The sequence below is a fragment of the Streptomyces sp. DT190 genome, from assembly GCF_049846985.1.
GTDB lineage: Bacteria > Actinomycetota > Actinomycetes > Streptomycetales > Streptomycetaceae > Streptomyces.
In genome coordinates this window covers 493,549-507,544 of the sequence record NZ_JBNCNM010000003.1, presented here as the reverse complement: position 1 = coordinate 507,544, position 13,996 = coordinate 493,549, and the positions used below count along the sequence as shown (strand labels likewise).

General features: G+C 72.1%; 17 protein-coding genes. 11 read left to right on the top strand and 6 right to left on the bottom strand.

Annotation, left to right across the window (positions count from 1 at the left end):
- Positions 1-76: 76 nt before the first annotated feature.
- The 7 genes from ACPXCS_RS09075 to ACPXCS_RS09045 all read left to right on the top strand — a co-directional run bounded on the left by ACPXCS_RS09075 (position 77) and on the right by ACPXCS_RS09045 (position 7,243).
- On the top strand, positions 77-1,405 hold the full coding sequence (locus ACPXCS_RS09075) for a class I SAM-dependent RNA methyltransferase (protein WP_425944851.1): 1,329 nt from the start codon (positions 77-79) through the stop codon (positions 1,403-1,405).
- 127 nt (positions 1,406-1,532) lie between these two features.
- Entirely contained in the window at positions 1,533-2,375 is an 843-nt protein-coding gene (locus tag ACPXCS_RS09070) for an RNA polymerase sigma factor SigF (RefSeq protein WP_425944850.1), read from the top strand.
- Between the two features lie 151 nt (positions 2,376-2,526).
- Entirely contained in the window at positions 2,527-2,700 is a 174-nt protein-coding gene (locus ACPXCS_RS09065; protein ID WP_425944849.1) for a hypothetical protein, read from the top strand.
- Positions 2,697-2,786 carry a K(+)-transporting ATPase subunit F gene (gene kdpF / locus ACPXCS_RS09060; RefSeq protein WP_069767153.1) on the top strand — a complete coding sequence of 30 codons (90 nt, stop codon included), beginning with the start codon at positions 2,697-2,699 and terminating at the stop codon, positions 2,784-2,786. Before ACPXCS_RS09065 ends, kdpF begins: the two co-directional genes overlap by 4 nt.
- 7 nt (positions 2,787-2,793) lie before the next feature.
- Positions 2,794-4,458, top strand: a complete 1,665-nt coding sequence (gene kdpA, locus ACPXCS_RS09055) for a potassium-transporting ATPase subunit KdpA (RefSeq protein ID WP_425944848.1) — start codon at positions 2,794-2,796, stop codon at positions 4,456-4,458.
- The gene (kdpB, locus tag ACPXCS_RS09050; protein ID WP_425944847.1) at positions 4,455-6,569 is read left to right on the top strand and encodes a potassium-transporting ATPase subunit KdpB; all 2,115 of its coding nucleotides are present in this window, start codon (positions 4,455-4,457) and stop codon (positions 6,567-6,569) included. The genes kdpA and kdpB overlap by 4 nt, the downstream gene beginning before the upstream one ends.
- 5 nt (positions 6,570-6,574) lie before the next feature.
- Positions 6,575-7,243 (top strand): potassium-transporting ATPase subunit C, encoded by a 669-nt coding sequence (locus ACPXCS_RS09045; protein ID WP_425944846.1) that lies wholly within the window; start codon positions 6,575-6,577, stop codon positions 7,241-7,243.
- Positions 7,244-7,385: 142 nt separating this feature from the next.
- Here the strand turns inward: ACPXCS_RS09045 and ACPXCS_RS09040 are convergent, their stop codons facing one another.
- Both ACPXCS_RS09040 and ACPXCS_RS09035 read right to left on the bottom strand, forming a co-directional pair.
- Positions 7,386-7,925: a TetR/AcrR family transcriptional regulator gene (locus ACPXCS_RS09040; RefSeq protein WP_425944845.1), complete on the bottom strand. Its 540-nt coding sequence runs from the start codon at positions 7,923-7,925 to the stop codon at positions 7,386-7,388.
- Positions 7,926-7,935: 10 nt separating this feature from the next.
- The gene (locus tag ACPXCS_RS09035) at positions 7,936-8,517 is read right to left on the bottom strand and encodes a sugar O-acetyltransferase (RefSeq protein WP_425944844.1); all 582 of its coding nucleotides are present in this window, start codon (positions 8,515-8,517) and stop codon (positions 7,936-7,938) included.
- 187 nt (positions 8,518-8,704) lie between these two features.
- On the opposite strand from ACPXCS_RS09035, the gene ACPXCS_RS09030 reads away from it, so the two are divergent.
- On the top strand, positions 8,705-9,403 hold the full coding sequence (locus ACPXCS_RS09030) for a GNAT family N-acetyltransferase (RefSeq protein WP_425944843.1): 699 nt from the start codon (positions 8,705-8,707) through the stop codon (positions 9,401-9,403).
- A gap of 23 nt (positions 9,404-9,426) precedes the next feature.
- Here ACPXCS_RS09030 and ACPXCS_RS09025 read toward each other — a convergent pair whose 3' ends face one another.
- Entirely contained in the window at positions 9,427-10,095 is a 669-nt protein-coding gene (locus tag ACPXCS_RS09025; RefSeq protein WP_425944842.1) for a DsbA family protein, read from the bottom strand.
- Positions 10,096-10,183: 88 nt separating this feature from the next.
- Positions 10,184-10,777 (bottom strand): hypothetical protein, encoded by a 594-nt coding sequence (locus tag ACPXCS_RS09020; protein WP_425944841.1) that lies wholly within the window; start codon positions 10,775-10,777, stop codon positions 10,184-10,186.
- A gap of 521 nt (positions 10,778-11,298) precedes the next feature.
- On the opposite strand from ACPXCS_RS09020, the gene ACPXCS_RS09015 reads away from it, so the two are divergent.
- The 3 genes from ACPXCS_RS09015 to ACPXCS_RS09005 all read left to right on the top strand — a co-directional run bounded on the left by ACPXCS_RS09015 (position 11,299) and on the right by ACPXCS_RS09005 (position 13,123).
- Positions 11,299-12,357, top strand: a complete 1,059-nt coding sequence (locus tag ACPXCS_RS09015; RefSeq protein WP_425944840.1) for a peptidoglycan recognition protein family protein — start codon at positions 11,299-11,301, stop codon at positions 12,355-12,357.
- Positions 12,358-12,550: 193 nt separating this feature from the next.
- Entirely contained in the window at positions 12,551-12,781 is a 231-nt protein-coding gene (locus tag ACPXCS_RS09010; RefSeq protein WP_425944839.1) for a DUF2945 domain-containing protein, read from the top strand.
- 6 nt (positions 12,782-12,787) lie between these two features.
- Entirely contained in the window at positions 12,788-13,123 is a 336-nt protein-coding gene (locus ACPXCS_RS09005) for a DUF3140 domain-containing protein (RefSeq protein WP_425944838.1), read from the top strand.
- 17 nt (positions 13,124-13,140) lie between these two features.
- On the opposite strand, the gene ACPXCS_RS09000 is transcribed toward ACPXCS_RS09005, so the two are convergent.
- Complete coding sequence (locus ACPXCS_RS09000; protein ID WP_425944837.1) at positions 13,141-13,281, bottom strand: hypothetical protein; 141 nt, start codon at positions 13,279-13,281, stop codon at positions 13,141-13,143.
- Between the two features lie 286 nt (positions 13,282-13,567).
- Complete coding sequence (locus ACPXCS_RS08995; RefSeq protein ID WP_425944836.1) at positions 13,568-13,795, bottom strand: hypothetical protein; 228 nt, start codon at positions 13,793-13,795, stop codon at positions 13,568-13,570.
- Positions 13,796-13,996 lie beyond the last annotated feature (201 nt).

Here is a 13,996-nt window from a genome sequence, read left to right as displayed (position 1 = left end):
ACGTAGACTGGTGGGCTGTTGTCCGGCCGTCTTCCGTACGGCCCGTCGCCCCCTCGTATTTTGGAGTCACCCCGCCATGCAGGCAGAACCGAGGAAGTCACTGGTGGGGGAGGAGTACGAGGTCGAGATCGGCCCCGTCGCCCACGGCGGCCACTGCATCGCCCGTACGTCCGAGGGGCAGGTGCTGTTCGTACGGCACGCCCTGCCCGGTGAGCGGGTCGTGGCCCGGGTGACCGAGGGCGAGGAGGGCGCGCGCTTCCTGCGGGCCGACGCGGTGCGCGTGCTCGACGCCTCCAAGGACCGGATCGACGAGCCCTGCCCGTACGCCGGGCCCGGCCGCTGCGGCGGCTGCGACTGGCAGCACGCCAAGCCCGGGGCGCAGCGGCGGCTGAAGGCCGACGTGATCGCCGAGCAGCTCCAGCGGCTCGCCGGGCTCACCCCGGAGGAGGCCGGCTGGGACGGCACGGTGGTGCCCGCCGAGGGCGACAAGGTGCCCGCGGGTCAGGTCCCGGCCTGGCGCACGCGCGTGCAGTACGCCGTCACGGCCGACGGCCGGGCCGGACTGCGCCGGCACCGCTCGCACGAGGTCGAGCCGATCGACCACTGCATGATCGCCGCGGACGGCGTCAGTGAGCTGGGCATCGAGAAGCGCGACTGGACGGGCATGGACTCCGTCGAGGCGATCGCGGCGACGGGCTCCCAGGACCGGCAGGTCATCCTCACGCCGAAGCCGGGCGCGCGCCTGCCGCTGGTCGAGCTGGACCGCCCGGTGTCTGTGCTGCGCGTCGACGAGCGCTCCGGCGGCGTCCACCGCGTCCACGGCCGCCCGTTCGTCCGCGAGCGCGCCGACGGCCGGACCCATCGGGTGGCCAACGGCGGCTTCTGGCAGGTCCACCCGATGGCGGCGGACACCCTGGTGACGGCGGTCATGCAGGGCCTGCTGCCGCGCAAGGGCGACATGGCGCTCGACCTCTACTGCGGCGTCGGCCTCTTCGCCGGCGCCCTCGCCGACCGGGTCGGCGAGCAGGGCGCGGTGCTCGGCATCGAGTCCGGCAAGCGCGCGGTGGAGGACGCCCGCCACAACCTCGCCGACTTCGACCGCGTGCGGATCGAGCAGGGCAAGGTCGAGAGCGTGCTGCCGCGGACGGGCATCTCGGAGGTCGACCTGATCGTCCTGGACCCGCCGCGGGCCGGGGCGGGGCGCAAGACGGTCGAACACCTGTCGTCGCTGCGGGCACGCCGCATCGCGTACGTGGCGTGCGATCCGGCGGCGCTGGCGCGGGACCTGGGGTACTTCAGGGACGGCGGGTACCGGGTGCGGACGCTGCGGGCGTTCGACCTGTTCCCGATGACCCATCACGTGGAGTGCGTGGCGATTCTGGAGCCCGCCGCGAAGGGCTCCTGACCCGTTCCCCTGATTGCCCTGACTGTCGTGAAGTTTCGGCGCATGACCGTCGGGCCCCGGGGTATACGCGACTCTGCTGCCCCGTGGTCCGGTGGCGGGCAGGTCGATCTACTGGGAGGGGTGCGTCATGGCGGCGACGACCGTGCACGCTGTCGAGCATGTGGTGGATGTTCCGGAGATAGCGGAACCCACCAAGGTGGCCCCCAAGGACGCGCGGGAGCTGTCCCGGGTCTTCTTCGACCAGCTGGCCGTGCTGGAGGAGGGGACGCCCGAGTACCAGTACGCCCGCAACACGCTGATCGAGATGAACATGTCCCTGGTCCGCTACGCGGCCGGCCGGTTCCGCAGTCGCGGGCCGGAGGAGATGGAGGACATCGTCCAGGTCGGCATGATCGGTCTGATCAAGGCGATCGACCGGTTCGAGCTGACGCGTGAGGTCGAGTTCACCTCGTTCGCCGTGCCCTACATCGTGGGGGAGATCAAGCGGTTCTTCCGCGACACCTCCTGGGCCGTGCACGTCCCGCGCCGTCTCCAGGAAGCCCGGGTGCAGCTCGCCCGCGCCAACGAGGAACTGCGCAGCCGGCTCGGCCGGACGCCGACGACCGGCGAACTGGCGGAGCTGATGTGCCTGCCGCAGAACGAGGTCGTCGAGGCCCAGCTCGCCTCCAACGGCTACACGTCGGCCTCCCTCGACGCGGCGATCAGCGGCAGCGAGGACGGCGAGGCCGCGCTGGCGGACTTCATCGGGGACGAGGACGCCGCCCTCGGCCTGGTCGAGGACTTCCACGCCCTCGCTCCGATGCTCGCCGAACTCGACGAGCGCGACCGCAAGATCATCCACTGGCGGTTCGTCGAGGAGCTCACCCAGGCCCAGATCGGTGAGCGCCTCGGTGTCTCCCAGATGCACGTCTCGCGTCTCATCACCCGCCTGCTGGCCCGCCTGCGCGAAGGCATGCTGAGCACCTCCTGACCTACGCCGCCGACGGGCGGTGCGAAGGGGCCGGTGACCCACGTCACCGGCCCCTTCGGCGTGCCGTCGACACCCGCGGGAGGCGGGGGCGAGTGACCCGGCCGGGACGGCGGCCGCGTATGAGGGCCGTCAAGACGCAGGCCCCCGCCGTATGGGAGCCGTCAACGGACGTCCTGATCCGGCCATCGAGGCGCTTTTCTGTACGGGTCCGTCTCAACCGAACCTCATTCAGGAGTTCGCGATGGCCGATCCGGCCTTCGTCATCACCGTGCTCGCGGGTTTCGCGCTGGTGGCCCTCATAGCCAAGGGGGTGACCAGGCTGTGACCGCCGAGAACGTCGTCGGCCTGATCGTGGCCGTCTCCCTGCTGGGTTATCTCGTCCTCGCCCTGATCTTCCCGGAGAGGTTCTGAGCTCAGCATGGGTCCCGTAACCGCCGGCGTGCTCCAACTGCTCGCCCTGACGGGCGCGCTGGCGCTCGTCCACATCCCCCTCGGCACCTACATGGCCAGGGTCTACTCCTCCACGCGGCACCTGCGGGTGGAGAAGTGGATCTACAAGGGCATCGGTGCCGACCCCGACACCGGGATGCGCTGGCCCGCCTACCTGCGTGGAGTGCTGGCCTTCTCCGTGACCGGCGTCCTCTTCCTCTACGCCCTCCAGCGGCTCCAGGGCGTCCTGCCCGGCTCGCTGGGCTTCGCCTCGATCGACCCGGACCAGGCGTTCAACACGGCCGTCTCCTTCGTGACCAACACGAACTGGCAGTCGTACTACGGCGAACAGGCCATGGGCCATGTCGTGCAGACCGCCGGGCTGGCCGTGCAGAACTTCGTCTCCGCCGCCGTCGGCATGGCCGTCGCGGTGGCGCTGGTGCGCGGCTTCGCCCGGTCCCGCTCGGGTGATCTCGGCAACTTCTGGGCCGACCTGGTGCGCGGTGTCGTGCGCATCCTCGTGCCGCTGGCGTTCGCCGGCGCGATCGTGCTCGTCGCCTGCGGCGTGATCCAGAACTTCTCCGGGATCCACGAGGTCGGCCAGTTCATGGGCGGACCGCAGCAGTGGAACGGCGGCGCGGTCGCCTCGCAGGAGGCCATCAAGGAACTGGGCACCAACGGCGGCGGCTACTTCAACGCCAACTCAGCCCACCCGTTCGAGAACCCCACCCCGTTCTCCAACCTCTTCGAGATCTTCCTCATCCTGCTCATCCCGTTCGCCCTGACCCGCACCTTCGGCGTCATGGTCGGCTCCGTGCGGCAGGGCTACGCCATCCTCGCCACGATGGCCACCATCTGGCTCGGGTTCGTCGCCCTGATGATGTGGACCGAGTTCTCCCACCACGGCCCGGCCTTCGAGCTGGCGAACGGGGCGATGGAGGGCAAGGAGGTCCGTTTCGGCATCGGCGGCTCGTCCCTCTTCGCCGTGTCGACCACGCTCACGTCGACCGGTGCGGTGGACTCCTTCCACTCCTCGTTCACCGGGCTGGGCGGCGGCCTCACCATGCTCGGCATGATGCTGGGCGAGATCGCGCCCGGCGGCGTCGGCTCCGGCCTCTACGGCATGCTGATCATGGCGATCATCGCGGTGTTCATCGCCGGCCTGATGGTCGGACGCACCCCCGAGTACCTGGGCAAGAAGATCGGCACCCGCGAGATCAAGCTGGCGGCCTGCTACATCCTGGTCACCCCGGCACTGGTGCTCGTCTTCACCGCCGCCGCGATGGCCCTGCCCACCCCGGCGCACTCCATGACCAACAGCGGCGCGCACGGCTTCTCCGAGATCCTCTACGCCTACACCTCCGCCTCGAACAACAACGGCTCGGCCTTCGCCGGGCTCGACGCCGACACCCAGTGGTTCAACAGCACGCTGGGACTGGCCATGCTCTTCGGCCGCTTCGTGCCGATGGTGTTCGTGCTGGCGCTGGCCGGCTCGCTCGCCGGGCAGAAGCCGGTCCCGGTCACCGCCGGCACGCTGCGTACCGAGGCACCGCTGTTCACCGGCCTGCTGGTCGGCGCGATCCTCATCATCACCGGTCTGACCTACTTCCCGGCCCTCGCGCTGGGCCCGCTGGCCGAGGGGCTGGCGGCATGAGCACCGACCTACAGAAGCAGGACCCCATGCCCACACCCACCCTCGCGCCCCACCAGGACGCCCCCACCGGGCACAAGGCCCCCGAGGGCCGCGTCGGCGCGGGCCTGTTCGACCCCGCGCAGCTGGTGAGGTCGCTGCCGGACGCCTTCCGCAAGCTCGACCCGCGCCTGATGGTCAGGTCGCCGGTCATGTTCGTGGTCCTCGTCGGCTCCGTGCTGACGACGGTCTTCTCCCTCAAGGACCCGGGCGACTGGTTCGGCTGGACGATCAGCGCCTGGCTCTGGCTCACCGTGATCTTCGCGAACCTCGCCGAGGCCGTCGCCGAGGGCCGCGGCAAGGCGCAGGCGGACACGCTGCGCAAGGCCAAGACCGACTCCGTGGCCCGCAAGGCCGACGGGACCCGGGTGCCCGGCACCGAGCTGAGGGTCGGTGACCTCGTCGTCTGCGAGGCCGGTGACGTCATCCCGGGGGACGGCGACGTCGTCGAGGGTGTGGCGTCGGTCGACGAGTCCGCGATCACCGGTGAGTCGGCCCCGGTCATCCGCGAGTCCGGAGGCGACCGCTCGGCCGTCACCGGCGGTACGAAGGTGCTCTCCGACCGGATCGTCATCAGGATCACGACGAAGCCGGGCGAGACCTTCATCGACCGGATGATCAACCTGGTCGAGGGCGCGGCCCGGCAGAAGACCCCCAACGAGATCGCGCTCAACATCCTGCTCGCCTCGCTGACGATCGTCTTCCTGCTGGCGGTGGCGACCCTGCCGCCGTTCGCGCACTACGCCGGCTCCGAACTCGGCATGGTCGTGCTGGTCGCCCTGCTGGTCTGCCTCATCCCCACCACCATCGGCGCGCTGCTGTCCGCGATCGGCATCGCGGGCATGGACCGGCTGGTGCAGCGCAACGTCCTGGCGATGTCCGGGCGCGCGGTCGAGGCCGCCGGCGACGTCTCCACCCTGCTGCTGGACAAGACGGGCACCATCACGTTCGGCAACCGCCAGGCCGCCGAGTTCGTGCCGGTGCGCGGTGTGACGCAGGCCGAGGTCGCCGACGCCGCCCAGCTGTCGTCGCTGGCCGACGAGACGCCCGAGGGGCGCTCGATCGTCGTCCTGGCGAAGCAGAAGTACGGGCTGCGCGAGCGGCACCAGGGCGAGCTGGTGGGCGCGGAGTGGATCGCGTTCACCGCCCAGACCCGGATGTCGGGTGTCGACGTCGACGGGCGCAGCATCCGCAAGGGTGCGGCCGGTTCGGTCATCGCCTGGGTCGAGGGGCGCGGCGGCCAGGTCTCCGGGGACGCCGGTACCGTCGCCGACGGGATCTCGGCGGCCGGTGGCACCCCGCTGCTGGTCGCGGTCGAGGACGCCGCCGGCGCCCGGGTCCTGGGCGTCATCCACCTCAAGGACGTCGTCAAGGACGGCATGCGCAAGCGGTTCGAGGAACTGCGCCGCATGGGCATCAGGACCGTCATGATCACCGGCGACAACCCGCTGACCGCGAAGGCGATAGCCGAGGAGGCGGGCGTCGACGACTTCCTCGCGGAGGCCACTCCCGAGGACAAGATGGCGCTGATCCGGCGGGAGCAGGCGGGCGGGAAACTGGTCGCGATGACCGGGGACGGCACCAACGACGCCCCCGCGCTCGCCCAGGCGGACGTCGGCGTGGCGATGAACACGGGTACGTCGGCCGCCAAGGAGGCCGGCAACATGGTCGACCTCGACTCCGACCCGACCAAGCTGATCGAGATCGTGGAGATCGGCAAGCAGCTCCTCATCACCCGGGGCGCGCTCACGACGTTCTCCATCGCCAACGACGTCGCCAAGTACTTCGCGATCATCCCGGCGCTGTTCGCGGCCGTCCATCCGGGCCTGGACAAGCTCAACATCATGGGCCTGTCCTCGCCCGACTCCGCGATCCTGTCCGCGGTCGTCTTCAACGCGCTGATCATCATCGCGCTGGTGCCGTTGTCCCTGAAGGGCGTGCGGTACCGGCCGGTCAGCGCCGACCGGCTGCTCCGGCGCAACCTGGGGATCTACGGCCTCGGCGGCCTGGTCGCGCCCTTCCTCGGCATCAAGGCCATCGACATGCTCCTGTCCCTCATCCCCGGAATCGGCTGACTGCCATGAACAACTCCGTCATCAACACCGCCCGTCTGCTCGGGGCCGGCCTGCGTGCCCTCCTCGTGCTCACCCTGGTGACCGGCGTCGTCTACCCGCTGGCCGTCACCGGCATCGCGCAGGGACTGTTCGGCGACAAGGCGAACGGCTCGGAGATCAGCTCCGGCGGCAGGGTCGTCGGCTCCTCCCTGATCGGCCAGGCGTACGACCTGCCGTTGAAGAAGGGCGAGAAGACCCCGGCCGCCGACCTGAAATGGTTCCAGGGCCGCCCGCAGAACGGCCTCGGCACCAACACCGTCAACACCCGGTACGAGCTCATCCTGTCCGGCGCGACCAACCGGTCGGGGGACAACGCCGAGCTGATCCGGTGGGTGAAGGACGCCAAGGCCGCCGTCGTCAGGGACAACTCGACCGCCCACCACGAGGTCGAGCCGGGCGACGTGCCCGCCGACGCGGTGACGTCCTCCGGGTCCGGCCTCGACCCGGACATCTCCCCCCGGTACGCGGACCTCCAGGTCCACCGGGTCGCCGAGAGGAACGGCTTGTCCGTCACCGAGGTCCGGAGGCTGGTCGACCAGCACACCGAGGGCCGGACCCTCGGCTTCATCGGCGAGCCCCGCGTGAACGTGCTGGAGCTCAACGTCGCCCTCAAGGAGCTGGTGGCGAAGGGCTGACGGCGTCCCGTGTCCCCGCGGGAGCCGGCGGCCGGGAGGAGCGCGTTGTCCGGCCCTCCCGGGGCGGCGCCTGGGAGCGACGGTGTCAGGCGGAGTGCGAGGACCGGGAGCGCAGGGCTCCCGGGCTCCTGATCGGCTCAGGTCACCGGGTGAGCCGGTTGATCGCCTCCAGCGTGAAGGCGCGGTCGTGGGGCTCGGTGGACAAGGCGCTGTGCAGGGTCAGGCCCTCGATCAGCGCGTCGAGCCGGCGTGCCGTGTCCGGGTCGAAGTGCTTCTCCAGGTGGGCCCGGCTGCGGCGCATCCACGCCTGCGTGAGCTCCCGGTAGGCGGGCCGGCGGGCGGCCAGGGTGTACAGCTCCTGGGTGAGGACCAGGTCGCGCCGGCTGCCCTCGGACAGGGTGTGGATGAGGTCGGCGACGGCCTCGCGGGCCTGGCCGGGGTCGGCCGGTGCGCCGAGGTGCGCGTCGAAGACGGCGACGATGTGGTCGGTGAAGCGGCTGAAGGCTGCCCGCAGCAGGTCGTCGATGCCGTCGAAGTGGTACGTCAGCGACCCCAGCGGGACGCCCGCGCGGGCGGCGATCCTGCGGTGGGAGACGCGCGCGATGCCCTCCTCCGCCAGGACGTCGAGGGCCGCGTCCAGGATGCGCGTGCGGCGCCGCGGGTCGGTGTGTCCGGTGGCCATGGCGACAGCCCTACAGGGTGCGCACCACGCGGGCGGGGTTGCCGACGGCGACGACCCCGGCGGGGACGTCCTTCGTCACGACGGCACCCGCGCCGATCACCGAGTCGTCGCCGATGGTCACCCCCGGGCAGACGATCACCCCGCCGCCCAGCCAGACGTTGTCGCCGATGGTGATCGGCCGCGCCGCCTCCAGCTTGTCGCGGCGGGGACCCGGTTCCAGCGGGTGGGTGGGCGTGAGCAACTGGACGTTCGGGCCGATCTGGCAGTCCTCGCCGATGGTGATGGCGGCGACGTCGAGGGCGGTGAGGTGGTAGTTGACGAAGGTGCGCGCGCCGATGGTGATGTTGCTGCCGTAGTCGACGTACAGCGGCGGACGGACGTGCGCCCCGGCGGCGACGGAGCCCAGCAGCTCGGCCAGGACCGGCTGGGCGGCCTCGGCGTCCTCGGCGTAGACGGCCTGGTACCGGGTGGCCAGGCGGACGGCCCGCTGCTGGCGGTGGGCGATCTCCGGGTCGTCGGCGATGTAGAGGTCGCCGGCCTCCATGCGTTCCAGGTTCGAGCGCGGGTCGTCCGCGAAGTGGTCCATCGGCATGCTCCCGAGCGTACCGGGCCGAGTGTACGAACGTACGCTCCTCGGCGGTGGTACCACCACTCGGTGCCCGGTGCCCGGTGCCCGGTGCCCGGTGCCCGGTGCCCGGTGCCCGGTCCCGCGGTACCGCCTGACACGATGCAGGGGGCGCACCGCTCGGAGTGCGCGGCGACACGGAAGGCGCAGCACCATGACGGACCGCGACGTCCCGGCCCTCGACGACCCGGTGGGCCAGTCCCTCGGCGGCCGGCACGCGCATCTCGCCCGCCGGTCCGGCCGGGCGGTGAGCTACCTGCCGGACGTCGCGTCGTTCTCGGCGGTCTCCGCCGACCCGGACGCGGCCGAATGGGACGACCTGGCCGGACTGCTCGGTTCGGGCGGGCTCGCCGACCTGTTCAGCGCCCCGGCCACGCCGCCGCCGGACTGGGAGCCCGTCTTCCGCATGGCGGGGCGTCAGATGGTGTGGTCCGGCGGCGTCCCGTCCGGGCCGGGGCAGGACGGGCCCGCCGTCGTCGAACTGGGCGCGGCCGACGTGCCCGAGATGCTCGACCTCGTCGCGCGGACGCAGCCGGGGCCGTTCCGCAAACGCACCCACGAACTCGGCACCTACCTCGGCATCCGCGAGCACGGCCGGCTGGTGGCGATGACCGGGGAGCGGCTGCGGCCCCCCGGCTGGACCGAGATCAGTGCCGTCTGCACCGCTCCGGAGGCGCGCGGGCGCGGTCACGCCGCACGTCTGATCACCGCGGTCGCCGCGCGCGTCGCGGCCCGTGGCGAGCGTCCGTTCCTGCACGTGGCCGAGGCGAACGCGGGTGCGATCGCCCTGTACGAGCGCCTCGGCTTCACCACTCGCAAGCAGGTGACCTTCCGCGGATTCCGCATCCCCTGAGGCGGCCCCCGCCGGCGCCGACGTCAGTCGGCCAGCCGGTCCTCGACGAGGGCCTTGAACTCCTCGTAGGAGGCGGGGACCCGGATCAGCTCACCGTCGACGAAGAACGTCGGGGTGCCCTGGACGCCCAGGCCCAGGCCGTCGCGCTGGTCGTCCTGGATACGTCCGGCCACCTCGGGGTCGGCGAGGGCGGCGTCGAACTCCGCCATGTTGAGGCCCAGTTCCTCGGCGTAGCCGCGGAAGACGTCCTGCTTCCAGTCCTGCGACTCGCCCCATGCGCGCTGGGTGGTGAAGAGCTTGACGTACATCTCCTCGAACCTGCCCTGCCGGGCCGCGGCCTCGGCGGTGCGGGCGGCGAGCTCGCCGTTGCGGTGACCGGGCATGGGGAAGTAGCGCGCGACGAAGGTGACGCGGTCGCCGTACTCCTCGCGCAGCCTCTCCACGACCGGGAACATCGCGCCGCACCCCTCGCACTCGAAGTCGAGGAACTCCACCACGGTCAGCTCGCTCCTGTCCGGCGAGGTCAGCCGGTGGCTGTCGGCGCGGACGGGCAGTGCCTCGGCGGCGGGCCGCACGTCCGGGCCGCCGCTGCCGCGGCCGTCGGGGGAGAGCAGCAGAAAAGAGGTCAGGGCGGCGGCGAAGCCGGCGACGAGCACGGCGGCGGCGTAGAGGTTCTTCCTGAACTTGCTCATGATTCCTTCCACGGGGGAAGCCGGGGTGCTCCGGCGTCGCCGGCCCGCGTGGAGGGCGCCCGGGGGCGCGGGGTGCGGGTGCGCGGCGTCAGCCGGAGAAGGGCGGGACGGGGGTGATGCCGGGCAGCGGCGGCGCCCGTCCCTCGTGCAGCCGGACCAGGAGCGCCGACCGCAGGGGCGAGGCGCTCGCGCGGACGGTGACGCGCGGCCCCGGGCCGTGAACGCGGCCGAGCAGGGGCCGGACGAACAGCAGCAGCCGCGGCACGGCGGCCGGCAGCGGCCGGCTCCGGCCGAGCAGCCGCTCCGTGACGCCGAGCAGCCGGGCGGCGACGACCGCGGTGATCAGGTGCCCGGCGAGCAGCACACCCGCCGGGGGCGTGGCGTGCTCGGCCGCGCGGCAGGCGCCCGGCAGCGCGTACGCGGTGTGCGCGGCGGCCTGGGCGGCCAGCAGGGCGCCCAGCACCTGCGCGTCCGTCAGCCGGCGGCGTGTCAGATACCGGCAGCCGGGCACCGCCACACCGGCGACCGTGGCGACGGCGATCCACCGGGGCGCGTGGCACCGGTCCAGGACGTGACAGGCCGACGGCAGCAGCACGCACAGCACCGCGAGGACCCCGGCGCGCAGTCCGCGCAGGGCGCCGAAGGCCGGGGAGACGGATCCGGTCGGCCGCAGCGGTCGCATCGGGTCGGGCTCTCCGGGGTGGTTCGGGCGGTGGTTCGGGTGGTGGTCCGGATGGTGGTGCGGGCTGTGGTTCGGGCGCCCGGTGCGCGGGGAGCGGGGCACGGCTGCGGTGTCCCGGGCCTCGGGCAGCGTACCGGCCGTCTCCCGGCGGCGGCCGGGCGGTCCCTCGTCCTCGGTACGTCTCCCTCCTGCCCGGCGGCGCTCGCCCTGCCAGCGGACCGTCCGCGGACACTGACGACGCCCGCCCCCGCTGCCGCGACGTCGTAATCCCGCCGTTTTTCGGCGGGAGCGCACGACGAGGTGAGCGACGGCCCGCGCGGCGGAAGAATGAGGAACACCCGACGAGTTCGCCGGCTCGCACCCGGCGGGACGACCCCCCACCATTCCCCCCCACCACCCCCACCCCCTGCACGGCACAGCAGTTCGGCAGACCTGTCCACTCCCCGGACGCGGCCCTTCCGCAACTGCCGCCGCGGTGGCTTCAGATCGGCCCGCGCGCGCCGAAACGGAGGACCGAAACCATGGCCACACCGCTCACCGCCTCCCGGCTCGTCGCCGCGCTGCGCGCCGAGGGCTGCTCCGTGCGCGAGGTCGACGGCTGGCGCACCAACAACCGCAATCACGTGGGCCCTTGGGGACCCGTGCACGGAGTGATGGTCCACCACACCGTCACCGGCCCGGACACGGACGTCGTCGGTCTCATCTACCGCGGCCACAGCGCCCTGCCCGGCCCGCTCGCCACCGGCTGCATCACCAAGGACGGGGTCGTCCACCTGACGGGCAACGGCCGGGCCAACCACGCCGGCGGCGGCGACGGGGACGTCCTGAACGCCGTCATCGGCGAGTCGTACGGCGCCTACCCGCCGCCGACGCACGAGCACGACGGTTCGGGCGGCGCGGTCGACGGCAACGCCCGGTTCTACGGCTGGGAGTGCGAGAACCGGGGCGACGGCAGGGACCCGTGGCCGCCGGCGCAGTACCTCGCCATGGTCAAGGCCACCGCCGCGGTCTGCCGCGCCCACGGCTGGGGCCCCAAGAGCGCGATAGGCCACCTGGAATGGAGCGACTGGAAGGTCGACCCGCGCGGGTTCGACATGGCCGACTTCCGCCGTGACGTCGCCGACGCCCTGGCCCTTCCGGCGGGCGTGTGGGAAGGAGAGGACATGCCCCAGTACGTCAACCTCGGTATCGCCGGTCCCTACCAACTCGGCCCCGGCGCCTGGGACTCCGTCGAGTTCGCGGCGGAGTGGACCGACGAGACCGGTGACCACGCGGCCGGCGGCAGCGTCTTCGCGCGCGGCCCGGCCCGGTTCAGCGGGACCTTCAGCGTGCACATCGACGGCCTGCCGGCCGGTGCGGTCGTCCAGGCGCGGATGTCGGAGTACCAGGGCGAGGAGCTGCGCGCCGACCATCCGATCCACGAGGTCGCCGGGACCGGCGGCGGCACCTTCGTGGTCCTGCCCGTCACCAAGCGGCTGGCGTCCGGTCGCGGCATGCGGGTGCGGCTGCTGAACCAGTCCGCCGTCCCCGTCACCGTCGCCGGTGCCGTGCTCACCGTGCTGGTGTGGAAGGAGCCCTAGGCGGAGGGCACCGCGGCGCCGGCGGGCCGTCGCCCACGCCCCGGCGTGTCCTCGGCCGGGGGACCGGAAGCCGGCGTCGGCGTGGCCGCCCGCCGGGAGGGCACCCGGGTGACGTCCGTCGAGCTGCGGCGCGCAGGCCGCGGACGCACCCTGGGGGGACAGCACACCCGCACGTCCGCGAGGGAGCACCGGCATGGCGAAGAACCGCAGTGAGGGTGGCACGCCGAAGAAGGGCGACAAGGTCACCTGGAGCAGTCACGGCAGCCGCACGGAGGGCAAGGTCGAGCGGAAGATCACCGAACGGACGGAGGCGGCGGGCCGGACGGTCGACGCCTCGCCCGACGACCCCCAGTACGAGGTGCGCAGCGACAAGTCCGGCCGGACCGCGGTGCACAAGCCGTCCGCGCTCAAGAAGAAGAAGTGAGGCGGCGTGGACGACGAGGAGCGCGAGGAGACCTGGAGCGACTTCCGTGAGCTGGTGAACATGACACCGGCCGAACTGGAGAAGTGGCTGCAGTCGGACGATTCCCGGAGCGCCGGCCAGCACCAGGACGGGGGCGAGTCCACCGGGCACGCCTCGGGCCGCCGGATCGTGGAGATCCTGCGCGCCAGGAAGGGCGACCTCTCGGACGACGACTACCGGCACATGCGCAAGGTCGTCGGCTACGTCCGCCGCCATCAGGCCCAGCGGCCCTCGGGGGACGTCGAGGACACCCGGTGGCGGCACTCCCTGATGAACTGGGGCCACGACCCGCTCAACGAGTGACCGCACCGCTTCCGGGGTCAGTGCCCGGCGGGCTCCGGCCGGTCCGCGCCGTGGCCGCTCAGCGCCTGGCTCATCCGGTGCTGGGTCTCCTCGGCGACCGCACGGGCCTCCTCGACGACGTCACCGCGTTCGCGTATGAGGCTTTCGTAGATGGGCATTTCTCCGGTCCGGGTCGCGTCGAATGTCACAGCGGTCTTCCTGTCTCTTGCACAGCCGGTTCCTGAGGGATCCGGGTAAGTCTGCGTCACGGCCCTGAACGGCGTCACCCACCCCCTTGATGTCCATGGCCCGGTCACGTACTCCGCACCTTCTCCACGTTTGTGACCATGGCCCGAGTGGCCATCGACCGAATGACCCGGTCGCAGGCCGTGGTCCGGGTGATTTCCGGCACGGGGAAGGGCCCCGGGGTGATGTCCCGGGGCCCTTCGTGTGCCGCTCGTCTCGTCAGAGCGCGGTGGTGTGCACGCCCGCGTGCCCGCCCGCCGCGACGCCCTCCGCCGACAGGGTCGCCTGCACCGTGGCGCAGACCTCGCCGGTCAGGGGTCCGACCAGGCCGGCGGAGAGGCCGCCCACGAGGCCCGCGGAGGCGCTGACGCCCGCGTTGCCGCCGGAGATCTGCTCCAGGTCCGCGTCGGACAGCTCGGCGACGTCGACCCGAGGAGTGAGGTTCATGGGGGAGTTTCCCTTCGCGTGAATGTCTCGCAATGGCGGTGAGCGAGTGCCGGTGGACACCGGAATTCCCGGAGGCCCGGAAATCCGGGCGTGCGGATTCCCGGAATTCCACGAACCGGGATCGCGCCCGGCTGCTCCGCCGTGCGCAGGATCAAAGCACTCCCCGGAGAAGAGGGCCAGCCGCCCACCGGCCGTGCGCGG

Bases quoted from the DNA above. Each gene is read 5' to 3' on its own strand.
- kdpA (WP_425944848.1), top strand. From the start codon at position 2,794: ATGGGTCCCGTAACCGCCGGCGTGCTCCAACTGCTCGCCCTGACGGGC.
- ACPXCS_RS08995 (WP_425944836.1), bottom strand. From the start codon at position 13,795: ATGAACCTCACTCCTCGGGTCGACGTCGCCGAGCTGTCCGACGCGGAC.
- ACPXCS_RS09000 (WP_425944837.1), bottom strand. From the start codon at position 13,281: ATGCCCATCTACGAAAGCCTCATACGCGAACGCGGTGACGTCGTCGAG.
- ACPXCS_RS09040 (WP_425944845.1), bottom strand. From the start codon at position 7,925: ATGGCCACCGGACACACCGACCCGCGGCGCCGCACGCGCATCCTGGAC.
- ACPXCS_RS09035 (WP_425944844.1), bottom strand. From the start codon at position 8,517: ATGCCGATGGACCACTTCGCGGACGACCCGCGCTCGAACCTGGAACGC.
- ACPXCS_RS09015 (WP_425944840.1), top strand. From the start codon at position 11,299: ATGGCCACACCGCTCACCGCCTCCCGGCTCGTCGCCGCGCTGCGCGCC.
- ACPXCS_RS09070 (WP_425944850.1), top strand. From the start codon at position 1,533: ATGGCGGCGACGACCGTGCACGCTGTCGAGCATGTGGTGGATGTTCCG.
- ACPXCS_RS09020 (WP_425944841.1), bottom strand. From the start codon at position 10,777: ATGCGACCGCTGCGGCCGACCGGATCCGTCTCCCCGGCCTTCGGCGCC.
- kdpB (WP_425944847.1), top strand. From the start codon at position 4,455: ATGAGCACCGACCTACAGAAGCAGGACCCCATGCCCACACCCACCCTC.
- ACPXCS_RS09075 (WP_425944851.1), top strand. From the start codon at position 77: ATGCAGGCAGAACCGAGGAAGTCACTGGTGGGGGAGGAGTACGAGGTC.
- ACPXCS_RS09010 (WP_425944839.1), top strand. From the start codon at position 12,551: ATGGCGAAGAACCGCAGTGAGGGTGGCACGCCGAAGAAGGGCGACAAG.
- ACPXCS_RS09045 (WP_425944846.1), top strand. From the start codon at position 6,575: ATGAACAACTCCGTCATCAACACCGCCCGTCTGCTCGGGGCCGGCCTG.
- ACPXCS_RS09065 (WP_425944849.1), top strand. From the start codon at position 2,527: ATGGGAGCCGTCAACGGACGTCCTGATCCGGCCATCGAGGCGCTTTTC.
- ACPXCS_RS09030 (WP_425944843.1), top strand. From the start codon at position 8,705: ATGACGGACCGCGACGTCCCGGCCCTCGACGACCCGGTGGGCCAGTCC.
- ACPXCS_RS09025 (WP_425944842.1), bottom strand. From the start codon at position 10,095: ATGAGCAAGTTCAGGAAGAACCTCTACGCCGCCGCCGTGCTCGTCGCC.